This window comes from Gemmobacter fulvus, assembly GCF_018798885.1.
Classification (GTDB): domain Bacteria; phylum Pseudomonadota; class Alphaproteobacteria; order Rhodobacterales; family Rhodobacteraceae; genus Gemmobacter; species Gemmobacter fulvus.
In genome coordinates this window covers 182,169-195,169 of sequence record NZ_CP076363.1, presented here as the reverse complement: position 1 = coordinate 195,169, position 13,001 = coordinate 182,169, and the positions used below count along the sequence as shown (strand labels likewise).

Below are 13,001 nucleotides of genomic sequence, written 5' to 3'. Positions count from 1 at the left end.
GCGCTTTTTGTCGCAGAACACCTGCCTTGCCGAGCCTCTCCACCCCCCTCGGGCCAGGCAGAATTATGTGCCTCACGCAGCGCCAACTACAGTCTCTCATGCTGCGAAGCCGCCAGCTTACGGCAGACTTCCTGCCGCAGAAGAGGCAAACTTACAGCAGTTCAAGAGGGATCGGACGCGGCAGAATCTGCGCTTCCACGCAGGAAAACAGCCGAAATGATCCAGCGCGATGGCCCATACAGACCAGAAGGCAACGTGTGGCGCGCCGTGCTTCCGGCATGAGCGCGCAGCCGACCGATAACCAGAGCGAGTGCGCAGCCCTGCGCCAACGTGGAAAGGAAGAACAGCCGATGATTGCAAGCATCCACGCCGTAGCCAAGCCCGACGTGGCACTGTCGGTTCGTGGGCTTACCATCAGCCTGCCGAAAGGGATGGAGCGGACGCATGCAGTCGAGGACATCTCCTTTGAACTGCGGCGCGGCCAGATCCTTTGTGTGATCGGGGAATCGGGCTCGGGCAAGTCGGTGACGGCCAATACGATCATGGGGCTTCTGCCCAAGGTCATCGAGGTGACGGCCGGCTCGATCGAGGTGGAGGGGCGCGAGATCATCGGTCTGGGCCCCGAGACGCTGCGCAGCCTGCGCGGGCGTGTTGTGTCGATGATCTTTCAGGATCCGCTTTCGGCGCTCAATCCCCTGATGACGGTGGGGGCGCAGATCGACGAGGCGATGCAGGCGCATGGCATTGGCAACCCGACCTCGCGGCGCGAACGCGCGATCGAGCTGATGACCGAGGTCGGTCTGCCCGATCCCGAACTGATGTATCATCAATATCCGTTCCGCCTGTCGGGCGGCCAGCGCCAGCGGGTGATGATTGCGATGGCCCTGGCGCTGGAGCCGACCATCCTGATCGCAGACGAGCCGACGACGGCCCTGGACGTGACCACGCAGGCGCAGATCCTCAAGCTGATCCGCGAGATCCAGCACCGCAAGGGCATGAGCGTGATGTTCATCACCCATGATTTCGGCGTCGTGGCCGAGATCGCCGACAGCGTGGTGGTGATGGAAAAAGGCAAGGTGGTCGAACAGGGCAGCGCCAAGAAGGTGCTGCAATCGCCCGACCATCCCTATACCCGCCGCCTGATTGCCGCCGTTCCACATCTGACCGGCATAGACCGCACGCCGATGGCGACCACCGATACGAAACCCGTCATCAAGGTCGAAAATCTGGCGAAAACCTATCGCAGCGGCAGTGCCTTGCTGCGCACCCTGCGCGTGGTGCCTGCGGTGAACGGGGTTTCGTTTGAGGTGGCACCCGGTCGCACGCTGGGTGTGGTGGGGGAAAGCGGGTCGGGCAAATCCTCGCTGGGGCGGCTTCTGATCAAGCTGATGCAGGCCGACAGCGGCCGTATCCTGTTTGACGGCACCGATATTGCGCCCTTGCAGGAAGCGGGCTTTCGCGCCCTGCGCCAGAAGATCCAGCTGATCTTTCAGGATCCTTTCGCCTCGCTGAACCCGCGCATGACCATTGGCCGCATCCTGACCGTTGGCCCCATCGCCCATGGCGCGGACTTTGCCACGGCGCGCACCGAGGCGCGGGATCTTCTCAATCTCGTCGGGCTGGATGCGGGGGCCTTTGACCGGTATCCGCACGAGTTTTCGGGCGGTCAGCGCCAGCGGATCGGCATCGCGCGGGCGCTGATGTTCAAACCGAAACTGCTGATCGCAGACGAGGCTGTTTCGGCGCTCGATGTGTCGATTCAGGCGCAGATTCTGCAACTTCTGGATCGGATCCAGCGCGAGACCGGGGTGTCGATGATCTTCATCACCCACGATCTGCGCGTGGCCAGCCAGATCTGCGACCAGATTGCGGTGATGCAGAAAGGCCGGATCGTCGAGCAGGGCCCGCCCTCGCAGATCTTTCTCAATCCGCAATCCGCCTACACGCGGGAACTGGTTGCCGCCATTCCCGGTGAACGCCCCCAGGGCTTTCAGCCCATGGCGGCCGAACTTTAACCACAAAGACCAAAGGTCTACTCAGGGAGCTATACTATGACCAAGACCACCACAGGAAAGTTGAACCTCTCGCGCCGTGCGGCGCTGCACATGATGCTTGCCGGCGGCGCCGTCGGTCTGATCGGGACCAACCTTCTGGGCAAACCCGCCTTTGCCGCCACCCCGCCTTCCGCCCCGACCGGGCGCATGATCGTGGGCCTGTCGCAGGAACCGACCGTGTTCCACCCGTTGATGGCGCATATCGAGACCGATGACGGCGTGATCTTTTCGGTGTTTGACGCCCTGTTCCGCATCAGCCCCGATGGGGTCGTTCTGCCCAATCTGGCCGCCGAAGTGCCCGACCAAACCAACGGCGGGATCTCGGAGGACGGGCTGAACTGGCGCATCCGCCTGCGCGATGATGTGCGCTGGCACGACGGCGAGGCCTTCACCGCAGAAGACGTGAAATTCACGCTGGAACTGATCACCAACCCCGATTTCCGGGCCTGGCGCACGACCGGCCATTCGCTGGTCCGCGATATCACCGTGGTGTCGCCGACCGAGATCACCTGGCGGATGGAAGAGGCCTTTGCGCCCTATATCTCGTTCCTCACCGAAACTTTCATCGTGCCCAAGCACATTCTGGAAAAGGAAACCGACCCGAACGCGGGCGCCTTCCATCAGGCACCGATCGGCACCGGGGCCTTCAAATGGGGTGAGCGCATTGCCGGGGACCGTCTCGAACTGGTTGCCAACGCCGATTACTACGGTGAAGGCCCCTATATCGAGAACCTGATCTTCAAATACATCCCCGACATGACGGTGCTGTATACCCAGTTCCGCAGCGGTGACATCGACATCGTGGGGCAGGCCTATATCACGCCCGACAACTATGCCGAGGCGCAGACGCTGGCCGACCGCGTTGTGACGCTGGTGCCGAAAGGCTCGGTCGAGTCGATCTACCTCAATCAGGAAAAGCCGCAGTTCAAGGATCGGGCGGTGCGCGAAGCGCTGTATGCCGCGATTGACCGCCGGGCGATCATTGATGCGCTGAACTACGGTGTTCCGCGCGAAACCGAAACCTTCATGCCGACGCAATCCGTCTTCTACAACCCGGATCTGCCGAAGCATGAATTCAACCTCGACCGCGCGCGGCAGCTTCTGGATGACGCGGGCTGGGTGCCGGGGGCCGATGGCATCCGGGCCAAGGATGGCGTGCGCCTGTCGTTCAAGAACTCCACCACGGCGGGTGCCCACCTGCGGGAACAGGCCCAGCAGTTCATCCAGCAGACCTTCGCCGAGATCGGCGTGGAAATGCAGATCGAGAACCTGCCCTCTGCCGTGATGTGGGGCGATTTCTGGACCCAGTCGCAATTCGACTCGGCGATGGTCGGCATCACCTATCTGATCGGGTCGGACCCCGATGTGACCAACCGCTTCCACACCAACGCGATTGCGGCCAAGGGGGGCAGCGGGTCGAACAACGCGCAATACTCCAACCCCGAGGTTGACGCCCTGCTGGAAGAGGGCAGCCGCACCTTCGACACCGAGAAACGCCGCGAGATCTATCTCAAGGTGCAAGAGATCATCCGGCAGGATCTGCCGCTGCTGCCGCTGTTCGCCAATACCTCGGTCTACGGGATCAAGACGGGCATCGAGGGCTTTACCGCCAATGCCAATACCCGCACCGAATCCTGGCAGGCGGCAAGCTGGTACTGGGCCTGATCCGACAGTCGCCGCCCGTGACCATCAAGGTCGCGGGCGGCATCCCTGCCGCGCCTCAGCCTGTCTCGAACGGAGGACATCATGCCCGCATTCCTGCTTAAGCGTTTCATCCAGAGTATCGTGCTTCTGGTGATTGTGTCGATCATCGGCTTCACCGTGCTCAACCTCATTCCCGGCGGGCCGATGGCGCAATATGCGCTCGATCCGGGCATGACCCAGGATGACATGAACCGGCTTGCCGAACAGCTTGGCCTGAACCGACCGATCTGGGTTCAGTATTTCGACTGGGCCTGGCGGCTGCTGCACGGCGACTGGGGCACCTCGTTCCGGGACGGCAATCCGGTCACGAGCGTGATTGGCCGCCATATCTTTGCGACCTTCCTGCTGATGGGATCGTCGACGGCCATCGCCATAGCCATCGGCACATGGATCGGCATTCGGGGGGCGACGCACCGCTATTCGGCCTTCGACTATCTGGCGACCGTCGGGGCCATGGTCGCCCTGTCGATCCCGACCTTCTGGTTCGGCCTGATCGGGATCTATGTCTTTTCGCTGCGGCTCGACTGGTTGCCCGCGGGCAATATGTACACCATCGGCGATGGGTCGGTGCTGAACTACCTGCATCACCTTATCATGCCCTCGGCTGTGCTGGCGCTGGTGCATATCGCGATCTGGAGCCGCTTCATGCGGGGGGCGACGCTGGATGTGATCAGCCAGGAATTCGTGAAAACTGCCCGCGCCAAAGGTGTCACCGAACGGCGGGTCATCATGAAGCATGTGGTCGGCAACGCGCTTTTGCCGATGATCACGCTGGCAGGTGTGCAGCTGCCGTCGATCCTGACCGGCGCGCTGGTGACGGAAACCGTGTTCACCTGGCCCGGCATGGGGCGGCTGTTCCTCGATAGCCTGGGCTACAGCGACTATCCGGTCGTGATGGGTCTGCTGATGTTCTCGGCCCTGCTCACCATCGCCGGAAATCTTATCGCCGATATCGTCGTTGCGCTGGTCGATCCGCGCATTCGTCTGGCCTGACGCCTGGCCCACAGAAAGAGGAAGGCAACGACATGACCGTTCTTACCGCAGTCCCGACCACGCAGCGCTGGTGGCAAACGCGTGTGATGCGCCGGTTCCTGAGTCACCGGCTCGCCCTGCTCGGGCTGGTGATGATCAGCCTGCTGTCGCTGGCCTGTATCATCGGCCCCTATCTCTTGCCCTATGACTCGCTCTACATCGACCTGCGCGCCCGCTTTGCGCCGCCGATGACCGGCCAGCATTATCTGGGCACCGATCCGCTGGGGCGGGACATCGCGGCGCGGCTGTTCATGGCCGGGCGCATCTCGCTGCTGGTCGGGTTCACTGCAATGCTGCTGTCGATCTTTGTCGGCACGCTGGTCGGGGTGATCGCGGGTTATCGCGGTGGCTGGATCAATGCGGTGCTGATGCGCACGGTGGACGGCTTTCTGTCCTATCCGTCGATCTTCCTGCTGCTGGCCCTGTCGGCGGCGCTGAAACCCAGCCCGATGATGATCACGGTCATCATTGCTGTGACCGGCTGGATGGAGGTTGCGCGCATCGTCGAGGCCGAGGTCCGCTCGCTCAAGGAACGGGAATTCGTTCTGGCCGGGCGCATGTTGGGCCTCAGCCGCGCCCATATCATGTTCCGCGAGATCCTGCCCAATGCGATGGGTCCGATCATCGTCGCGGCAACGCTGACCGTCGCCCGCGCCATCCTGCTGGAGGCCTATGTCAGCTTCCTTGGTTTTGGCATCCAGCCGCCGCTGCCAAGCTGGGGCAACATGCTGAACGGCGCACAGCAATATCTGGCAAATGCGCCCTGGCTTGCGATCATTCCGGGGGCTGCCATCACCATCGCCGTGTCGAGCTTCAACTTCATCGGCGACGGGCTGCGCGATGCGCTGGATGTGCGCAACGACACTGTCTGATGCGCCGTCCTTCCGTCACGGGAACGGCTAGATGCCGAGGAACCGGAATCACATGGGAACCGAGAAGATGACCAATTTGGCAACCAGCCAGCCTGCAACCGTGTCTGCCAAGACGATTGATGCCCTGATCACACCGTCGCTGCTGCTGGACCGGAACCGTCTGGAGCGCAATATCCAGCGGCTTGCAGAGCGGGCCGCAAAGCTTGGCGTGGTACTGCGCCCGCATATGAAAACTGCCAAGAGCATTGATGTCGCCCGGCAGGTGTTCCCCGGCGAGCCCGGCCCGATCACGGTTTCGACTCTGGCCGAAGCCGCGTATTTCGCCAGCCACGGCTATCGCGACATGACCTATGCGGTCGGCTTGTCCCCTGCATCGGCCCTGCGTGCGATGGAGATTTGCCACCGGACCGGGGCCGATCTGAAACTGCTGCTGGATACCGTCGAACAAGCCGATGCGCTGGCCGAGGTGCGCGCCGCCACCGGCGTGACCCCCTCGGTCTTCATCGAGCTGGATTGCGACGACCATCGTGGCGGGCTGAAGCCGGAGGATCCGAGACTGCTTGAGGTGGCAGACAGGATTGTCGCCGCCGGGGCCAGGCTTGTCGGCGTTCTGGCCCATGCGGGTGAATCCTACGGGCTGAACACGCCCGAGGCACTGGTGCAGGCCGCCGAGAATGAACGAGCGGCAACCGTGCGTGCGGCAGAGACGTTGCGCCGCCACGGCCATGCCTGCCCGATTGTCAGCCTTGGCTCTACCCCGACGGCGCATTTTGCCGAAAATCTGGACGGCGTCACCGAATTGCGGGCCGGGGTCTATATGTTCTTCGACCTTGTCCAGCATGGGGTCGGGGTATGCGCGGTTGACGATATCGCCATTTCTGTTCTTGCGACGGTCATCGGCACCAAACCGGAAAAGGGCTGGGTGCTGATTGATGCGGGCTGGATGGCGCTGTCGCGGGATCGCGGCACCGCCAGCCAGGCGGTGGATCAGGGCTATGGCGTGGTCTGTGATCTGCAAGGGCATATGCTGGCGGATGTGATCGTGTCGCAGGCCAGCCAAGAACACGGCATCCTGACGGTCCGCCCGGGGTCCGGCAAACCCATGCCCGATCTGCCGGTGGGCACCCGCGTGCGCATCCTGCCCAACCACGCCTGCGCGATGGCATCCCAGCATGAGTTCTACAGTGTCGTCAGCGGCGACAGCCCCGAGATTGACGCGCGGTGGGACCGTATCCGCGGTTGGTAAGGCCCAAGGATCCAAGATGTATGAAGGTTTTCACATGACCCCGCTCGAACACCTGACCCGAAACGACCGTCTGGGCAAGTTTTTCATTGATGGCCAATGGGTCGCGCCGCACGGAACCGGCAAGGCTGTCATCGTGAACCCGGCCACGGAACAGACGGTTTGCGAGGTGCCGCTTGGCGACAATCGTGATGTGGAGGCAGCGGTTCAGGCCGCGCGCAAGGCCTTTGACGGCTGGAGCCGCAGCAAACCGGCCCACCGTGCTGCGCTGCTGGATCGGCTTCAGGCCCTGCTTGAGGTGCGCTGCGAGCTGTTTGCGCAGTGCCTGACGCTGGAGATGGGGGCGGCGATTGGCTATGCGCGCACGGCGCAGGTGCCGCTGGCGATTGCCCATGTGAAGACCGCTCGCGATGTTCTGACGGCCTTCCCCTTCATCGAACAGCGTGGCCACACCGCTGTCTCGCGGGAGGCGATTGGCGTCTGCGCGCTGATCGTGCCGTGGAACTGGCCGCTCTATCAGATCACCGCGAAGGTTGCCCCGGCGCTGGCTGCGGGTTGTACCGTCGTGCTGAAACCAAGCGAACTTTCGCCGCTGGATGCGCTGCTGTTCGCCGAGGCCATCGAGGACGCCGGTTTCCCTGCCGGGGTTTTCAATCTGGTGCAGGGCGATGGCGCGGGTGTGGGGGCGGTGCTGGCCGCGCACCCGGATGTCGACATGATCTCGATCACCGGCTCGACCCGCGCGGGGATTGCCGTGGCGCAGGCCGCAGCACCGACGGTGAAGCGGGTTGCGCAGGAACTGGGCGGCAAATCCCCGAACCTGATCCTGCCCGATGCCGATATGGAGCGGGCGGTGTCTTTGGGTGTCGCCGCCGCCTTTCGCAATCTTGGCCAGTCGTGCAGCGCCCCGACCCGCATGATCGTGCCGCGCGTGCGCCTTGCGGAGATCGAGGAGATTGCCAGACAGTCTGCCCGCCAGATCGTTGTCGGTGATCCGCTGTCAGAAGAGACGACGCATGGCGCAATCGCCAACCGTGCGCAGTTTGACCGCATCCAGACCATGATCGGGGTCGGCATCGCCGAAGGCGCGCAGCTGCTTGTCGGCGGGCAGGGCCGACCCAGCGGCCTGACGGCGGGCCTTTATGTGCAACCCACCATTTTCTCGGGCGTGCACACGCAGATGCGGATTGCGCAGGAAGAGATTTTTGGCCCGGTTCTGTGCATCCTGCCCTATGACACGGTGGAAGAGGCGATCACCATTGCCAATGACACGGTTTATGGCCTCGGTGCGCATGTGCAGGGCAGCAATATGCAGGCCGTCAAGGATGCCGCATCGCGGATCCATGCGGGTCAGGTGCATCTCAACTATCCGGCCTGGAATCCGCACGCGCCGTTTGGCGGCTTCAAGCAATCCGGAAATGGCCGGGAGTACGGGCTTGAGGGGATGCTGGAATATCTGGAAGTCAAATCCATGCTCGGTTATTTCTGACTGGCGCTTGGACGGCTCGCGACGTGATCCGCAAGGATCCGTCGCAGGTTCCGGCAGAACCGCAATCAGCCGACAGCGTGACCGGCCAGCCCATAGACCCAGGGCTGGTTGGCTTCGCGGTTCAGAAACCGGCGGCCCTTCGACATTGTCGTCACCGTTTCGGCCACGGCAAGGCCGCTGTTCTCAAGAAATTCGGCAAACATGCCGTCTCTTTCGCGGGTATCGACACGGGCGAAACGTCCAGGCAGGGCTTTGAGGTGGGCTGCGGTCAGATGCGCCGCGTCCTGTTCATTCAGGGCAATCGTCGGGCCGATCTGATGGCCGCGTCCGAATTCGCGACACATGGAATAGCCAGCGATTTTCCCGCCCCGCGACAAAACGACTGTCGACGAAACGCCCGACAAGGATGCCAGCAATTGCGCGCGATTGGCGCCGAAGGCACGTGCATCCAGCGCCGCGATCTCGGCCAGCTGGTCGCCTGTCAGCGCCGTCAGCTCTCCCTCCAGCTCTGGCAGCGGCGGCAGGGTGTGCTGCGTCTGGCCCTGCCGCATATAGACAACCGCCTCGCTGGTAAAACCAAGCGAAACATACAGCGGATAGGCGGCATGGGTTGCGTTCAGCGCGAGATTGCGCTGGCCGCAGCGTTCCAGAACCTGCGCCATAAGCCAGCGCCCACCGCCTTGCGCCTGCGTGCGCGGCGTCGTGATCACCAGACCGATCGAGGCGAAATCATCGCCTTGGGGAAACCACATGGCACTGCCAAAAACACGCCCGATGCCATCCACGGCAACGATGCCGTGCCCGACCCGCCGCAGAAACTCCCAATCCTTCTGTCGGTGCGGCCAGCGCACTGCGATTGTCAGCGCATGCAGCAGTTTGACATCCACGTCATTGATGTCGTGGGCGAACAATTCGAAGGATTTCAAGTGCATTGATTGCTGCATGTCAATTGATCCACTCTTCACGGTTTGTTCGTTGGGCAATTGCGCGGCTGTCCGGGCGTGGATTGCCTGTGCCTCGCCATTGATCTTCTGCCGAGCCTCGCACAACAACGCCAGCATTTTCGGCTGTTTGCCTGTTATTCTCGCAATCTTCGGCTCTGTCAGGCTGTTAAAAAGCTGCCATGCCACTTGCGAAACACAGCAGAGTTCACGGCGGCCACAACCTGTAGCTTGCCGCCTTGTTTGCGAACGCAGCCCCTGCGATTGCGGTGTCGTTCATCGGTCAAACGTCACCTCGAAGACCGCCCCTGATCTTTCAGAAAAACAGCGCGCCGTTCCATCATGGGCGCGGGCCACATCGCTGACGATGGCAAGGCCCAGACCGCAGCCGCGTGACTGATCTTCATCCAGCCGGAAGAAACGGTCAAAGATCCGCTCGCGCAGCTCTGGTGGGACGCCGGGGCCATCATCGGCAAACCGCATGCTGACTGACCGCGGTTGAAATGCCACCGACACATCCAGATGTCCGCCTGGGTGAAGCGCATATTTGGCGGCATTGTCGAGCAGATTGGCCACCATCTCTTCGACAAGAACCGGGTCGCAGTCGATCATTCGGGGCGTCCCTAGAACCGAGAAGGCGACATCCACATCGCGCCGCAACTGTATTTCCGCAAAGGGGCGAATCCGGTTGCGGATCAGCGCCGGCAGATCGACCGGCTGCATCAGGGCCTTGAGGCTGCGGCCGCGCACGCGTTCCAGCGACAGAAGCTGCGATGTCAGCCGACTTGTTGCCCTAGCGCTTTCCGCCAGATCAACCACACGGGCGCGCAGCTCGGCCTCGGTCGGGGCGCTGATCGCGGCTTCGGCCTGGCTTTGGATCGCCGCAACCGGGTTGCGCATCTGATGCGCGGCATCCGAAATGAAACCATCCCGCAAGGCGAAGGCCTGCGCCAGCCGGTCAAACAGCGAATTGGTGGTCTGGACGAGCGGCCCCAGTTCCGGCGGTGTCCAGCGGCGGATCGGGCGCAGGTCGTCGGCACTGCGCTCGCCGATGGCGTCGCGCAGATCCAGAAGCGGCTTCAGGCCCAGTTGAATGCCGAACCACAGGATCAGGGCGGCGGTCAGGATCACCGATCCCAACAGCAGGACGGATTGGGTGACCAACTCGCGCGACAGGGCGATGCGCTGGCTGACAGTCTGCCAGACCTCGACCGTGACCCAGCCGCCAAACTGCGGTTCGCTGATGAATTCGCGCAGCACTACGGCACGGACCGGACGGTCCAGCGAGATACTGTCGAAAAACACCGGCTCACCGCCCGCGATCACCGCACCATCGGGCAGATCCGGCGGGTCGGAATAGCCGGTCACGAAACTGCCGCCCGGTCCGGTGATGCGATAATAGACGGGATCACCCAAGGCGGTTGTCAGCTCGTCAAGCAGCTGTTCTGTCAACACATCGCCTTCGGAGATCACCACATCGCGCGAGATCGTCAGGGCCACCGCCAGAAGCGTGTTGTCATAGAGTTCTTCCGACATGCGATGCGCCGCCTGATAGCGCGCAAAGGATGCCGCCGCCGCCACGGCGACAAGCGGCAGGATCAGCAGTAGAAACAGCCGTGCCCGCAGCGACAGGCGTCGCAGCATCAGATCTCGTCCAGCATATAGCCAAGGCCGCGCGCCGTGCGGATCGTGACGCCGGATCCGTCGATCTTGCGGCGCAGGCGCGATACCAGCAGTTCGACCGCATTCGGTTCGACGGGTGTGCCCGTGCCATAGAGGGAATCGGCGATCCGGTCTTTTTCGATCAGCCGCCCGCGATTTTCCAGCAGCAGTTCGAACAGCGCCAGTTCCCGGCGCGGCAGGTCCAGATTGCGGTCGGCATGCAGGACGATCCGCTGTTCGCGGTCGTAAAGCAACTGCCCGACGGGTTCGCGCGTCGGGGCGACCTGCGGGCGACGGCGCGACAGGGCGCGCAGCCGCGCCACGAGTTCTTCCATGTCGAAAGGCTTGACCAGATAGTCGTCCGCCCCGGCATCCAGACCTTCAACCCGATCCGAGGTTTTGCCCTGCGCAGTCAGGACCAGAATGGGCATGGTATCTCGGCGCGCGCGCATTCTGCGGATGATCTCGAGGCCGCAGAGACGCGGCAGATTGATGTCGATGATCGCCACATCCGCCGTCTGGCGCGACAGAAAGGCATCGGCATCCAGCCCGTCCTCCAGGTGATCCACGGCATGCCCTTGATCTTTCAGGGCGTTTTCAATGCCCTTTGCAAGGCTCAGATTGTCTTCCACCAGGATCACGCGCATGGAATGCCTTTTTGAAAGGAGGACAGGTTTCGGACAGGAACCACCCTTAAGCTCTGCATCAAGCCGTTCTTGGGGGGAGAAATCAAGAAGGGCATCACGCTGCGCTGCAACGGAGGGCGGCATGGCGTGGTATAACCACTACGGGAGGAACGCATGAAAAACCAATTCAACATCACTCGGCGCGTGGCGCTTGGGCTTGCCGCAGGCGGGCTGGTTCTTGGCATGGCCGGGCAGGCTGCGGCCGAGGTGGATTTCTCGGGCAAGACGATCGAATGGATCATTCCCTTCTCGGCCGGGGGCGGGTCTGACACCTGGGCGCGGTTCAACGCGCTGCTGCTGGCAAAATACCTGCCGGGCCAGCCCACGGTGATTGTGGTGAACGAGCCCGGCGGCGGATCGACCAAGGGCACCAACCTGTTCGCCGCCCGGGCCGAGCCGGATGGGCTGATGATCCTTGGCACCTCGGGCTCCACCCAGTTTCCCTATCTGCTGGGTGATCCGCGCGTGCGCTATGAATACAAGGACTGGAAGATCGCCATGGCCGGCCCCACCGGTGGCGTGGTCTATACCACCCCGTCCCTGGGTCTGAAGGGGCCTGAAGATATTGCCGCGCTCAAGGACAAGGAACTGGTCTATGCCAGCCAGGGCGCGACCTCGCTAGACCTCGTGCCGTTGCTCGGGTTCCGACTGATGGGTTTCAATGTCCAGCATGTGTTTGGCTTCAAGGGCCGGGGCGATGGCCGTCTGGCGTTCGAGCGGGGCGAGGTGAACATCGACTATCAGACGTCCTCTGCCTATATCAAAAGCGTGCAGCCGCTGGTCGAGGCCGGAGAGGCGGTGCCGCTGTTCAGCTGGGGTGTGCTGAACGAGGCGGGCGAGGTGGTGCGCGATCCGACCTTCCCCGATCTTCCGACCTTTGTTGAGGCCTATCAGACGCTGACCGGCTCTGCGCCGAGCGGCCCGGAATACGAGGCCTATTTCGCCTTCTTTACTGCCGGTTTCCCGGCCCAGAAGATGATGTTCCTGCCCAAGGACACGCCGGACGAAATCGTGGCAACCTATCAGAAGGCCTTCGAGGACATGAAGGCCGACCCCGATTATCTGGCCAGTGCCGAGTCGGTTCTGGGCACCTATGAACAGGTGACTGGCCCGCTGGCGCAGGCACTGTTCGAAAAGGGCACCACCATCGCGCCGGAGCTTCGCACACAGGTCGCGCAGATGCTGGCCTCGGAATACGGCGTCAAGCTCGGCGAAGACTGATCCGTTTCACCTGTGGCGGGCGTCCTGAGCGAGGCCCGCCACCCCATTCCTGACATATCGCTGACCTGTCGCCACCGCGCGACCAACACGGGAGGTT

At 62.7% G+C, this 13,001-nt stretch carries 10 protein-coding genes; 7 read left to right on the top strand and 3 right to left on the bottom strand.

Annotated features, from left to right (window positions below):
* Positions 1 to 350: 350 nt before the first annotated feature.
* From KM031_RS19410 to KM031_RS19385, 6 genes are all read left to right on the top strand, one after another.
* Positions 351 to 2,015 carry an ABC transporter ATP-binding protein gene (locus tag KM031_RS19410; RefSeq protein WP_215505524.1) on the top strand — a complete coding sequence of 555 codons (1,665 nt, stop codon included), beginning with the start codon at positions 351 to 353 and terminating at the stop codon, positions 2,013 to 2,015.
* A 36-nt stretch (positions 2,016 to 2,051) separates the two neighbouring features.
* The gene (locus KM031_RS19405) at positions 2,052 to 3,719 is read left to right on the top strand and encodes a peptide ABC transporter substrate-binding protein (RefSeq protein WP_215505523.1); all 1,668 of its coding nucleotides are present in this window, start codon (positions 2,052 to 2,054) and stop codon (positions 3,717 to 3,719) included.
* A gap of 81 nt (positions 3,720 to 3,800) precedes the next feature.
* Entirely contained in the window at positions 3,801 to 4,751 is a 951-nt protein-coding gene (locus KM031_RS19400; protein ID WP_215505522.1) for an ABC transporter permease, read from the top strand.
* Positions 4,752 to 4,783: 32 nt separating this feature from the next.
* Positions 4,784 to 5,662 (top strand): ABC transporter permease, encoded by an 879-nt coding sequence (locus tag KM031_RS19395; RefSeq protein ID WP_215505521.1) that lies wholly within the window; start codon positions 4,784 to 4,786, stop codon positions 5,660 to 5,662.
* A gap of 67 nt (positions 5,663 to 5,729) precedes the next feature.
* The gene (locus tag KM031_RS19390) at positions 5,730 to 6,908 is read left to right on the top strand and encodes an alanine racemase (protein ID WP_215505520.1); all 1,179 of its coding nucleotides are present in this window, start codon (positions 5,730 to 5,732) and stop codon (positions 6,906 to 6,908) included.
* A 34-nt stretch (positions 6,909 to 6,942) separates the two neighbouring features.
* Positions 6,943 to 8,394: an aldehyde dehydrogenase family protein gene (locus tag KM031_RS19385; RefSeq protein WP_215505519.1), complete on the top strand. Its 1,452-nt coding sequence runs from the start codon at positions 6,943 to 6,945 to the stop codon at positions 8,392 to 8,394.
* A 65-nt stretch (positions 8,395 to 8,459) separates the two neighbouring features.
* Here KM031_RS19385 and KM031_RS19380 read toward each other — a convergent pair whose 3' ends face one another.
* The 3 genes from KM031_RS19380 to KM031_RS19370 form a co-directional block, all read right to left on the bottom strand.
* On the bottom strand, positions 8,460 to 9,338 hold the full coding sequence (locus KM031_RS19380) for a GNAT family N-acetyltransferase (RefSeq protein ID WP_260692187.1): 879 nt from the start codon (positions 9,336 to 9,338) through the stop codon (positions 8,460 to 8,462).
* A gap of 273 nt (positions 9,339 to 9,611) precedes the next feature.
* Positions 9,612 to 10,979 carry a sensor histidine kinase gene (locus tag KM031_RS19375; protein ID WP_246567102.1) on the bottom strand — a complete coding sequence of 456 codons (1,368 nt, stop codon included), beginning with the start codon at positions 10,977 to 10,979 and terminating at the stop codon, positions 9,612 to 9,614.
* Positions 10,979 to 11,644 carry a response regulator transcription factor gene (locus KM031_RS19370; protein WP_215505517.1) on the bottom strand — a complete coding sequence of 222 codons (666 nt, stop codon included), beginning with the start codon at positions 11,642 to 11,644 and terminating at the stop codon, positions 10,979 to 10,981. Before KM031_RS19370 ends, KM031_RS19375 begins: the two co-directional genes overlap by 1 nt.
* 153 nt (positions 11,645 to 11,797) lie before the next feature.
* Here KM031_RS19370 and KM031_RS19365 point away from each other — a divergent pair, with 153 nt between their 5' ends.
* A complete protein-coding gene (locus KM031_RS19365; protein ID WP_215505516.1) occupies positions 11,798 to 12,904 on the top strand; it encodes a Bug family tripartite tricarboxylate transporter substrate binding protein in 1,107 nt (368 codons plus the stop codon).
* Positions 12,905 to 13,001: the final 97 nt, after the last annotated feature.